Source organism: Microcystis sp. M53603_WE2, from assembly GCF_030065435.1.
The window spans coordinates 1-1,650 of the sequence record NZ_JASJFF010000689.1; the positions used below are offsets into that span (position 1 = coordinate 1).

Sequence of the window (1,650 nt, forward strand, 5' to 3'; positions counted from 1 at the left end):
AATGCTCCCCTAAAATCGGCTTCTTTAAACTTATTGTATAATCTGAGTAGAAATTTAGAAGCGTTATCGAAAAAAACACAGGAGGATAGGGAGTTTATTATGCGTTTAGCTCCACTTTACCAACAGGATAGGGAACAAGCGATTCAAGAGGGACTGAAAAGAGGACTACAGCAAGGTGTACAGCAGGGTCTTGAACAGGGTAGAATTCAAGAAGCCAATCTTGTTATTAGACTTCTTCAACGACGTTTCGGTGAAATACCGCAAAATCTTGAGGAAACCATCCGTAACCTTCCTGTGGAGCGGTTAGAAGACTTAGGACTCGCTTTATTAGACTTTGACACTTTGACGGATTTAGATAACTGGTTGCATCCGTGAGCAATGGCGATCATCTCATTCATCCTTGATTATTCTATAGTTAAGGGGTCCACATCGATCGCCATACTTACCTTGGGTAAAACTAAGCTTTTCAAAGGACGCAAAAGACCACCGATATCAGCCTTGTCTCCCGATAATTTTAACAGAATTTGCCAGCGATAACGGTTAGCCACGCGCATAATTGTTGCGGGTGCAGGTCCCAAAATATCCCAATCGGAACCCAAATTATTAACACATTCCTCCGCAACATTTTCGGCACTTTTCTGGACTGCTTCCCCATCTAAACCACTAAAGCGAATTAAGACTAAGCTGCCGTAGGGAGGATAATTTAAACTCTCTCTGTGCATTAATTCCGTCTCGACAAAACCCTCATAATCGTGGGTTTGCACTGCTCTAATCACGGGATGTTCAGGGGTATAGGTTTGGATAATTACCTTTCCTTCTCTTTCTCCCCTTCCTGCTCTCCCCGCTACTTGGGTGAGGGTTTGAAAAGCGCGTTCGGAGGCGCGATAATCGGAGTGATAAAGTAAACCATCGGCTGCCATTACTCCTACTAGGGTAACTCGATCGATATCTAATCCTTTGGTGAGCATTTGGGTTCCCACTAAGACATCGAATTCACCATCAGTAAATAGTTTTAATAGTTCCCGGGGAGCATTTTTGTTGCGGGTGGTATCACTATCAAAACGCAAGCAGCGCAAATCAGGAAATTCTTTGCTTAATTCTTGGGTGACTCGCTGAGTGCCAGTACCGAAAAATTTCAGATAGGGAGAACCGCATTCAGGACATTGTTTCGGATGAATGCGACCATAGTTGCAGTAGTGACAGCGGAGTAATTCTTGCGCTCCCGGTTCGGTGTGGTGGTAGGAGAGAGAGACATCACAGTGGGGACACTCCAGCACATAACCGCAACTTCGGCAAGATACAAAAGTACTATGTCCCCGGCGACTGACAAATAAAATTGCCTGTTCTCCCTTGTCGCGCAGGGTTTCCAGAGATGAACGCAGGGATTGACTAAACAGGGAACGATTGCCTCGTTGCAATTCCCGTCGCATATCGACGATTTCTACCCGGGGTAAGGGGCGATTTTGGATGCGATCGGGCAAAGATAGGTAAAGACGGGGATTAACTTGGGATTCTAGCCATGTTTCTAGGGATGGCGTGGCCGAGCCTAAAATTACGGGACAATGGTTTAATTGAGCGCGCCATTTAGCCACGGTACGCGCGTGATAGGTGGGGAGTAACTGACTTTGTTTAAAGCTGCTATCGTGTTCT

Annotated in this window: 2 protein-coding genes; one reads left to right on the forward strand and one right to left on the reverse strand. The window is 45.6% G+C overall.

Features of this window, described 5'->3' with window-relative positions; genetic code table 11:
* Positions 1–375, forward strand: a 375-nt coding sequence (locus PX481_RS14900; RefSeq protein ID WP_288094858.1) for a DUF4351 domain-containing protein, incomplete at its 5' end; no start/stop codon positions are given.
* A gap of 29 nt (positions 376–404) precedes the next feature.
* Here the strand turns inward: PX481_RS14900 and priA are convergent.
* The coding region (gene priA, locus PX481_RS14905) for a replication restart helicase PriA (protein ID WP_288094860.1) at positions 405–1,650 on the reverse strand (1,246 nt) is incomplete at its 5' end.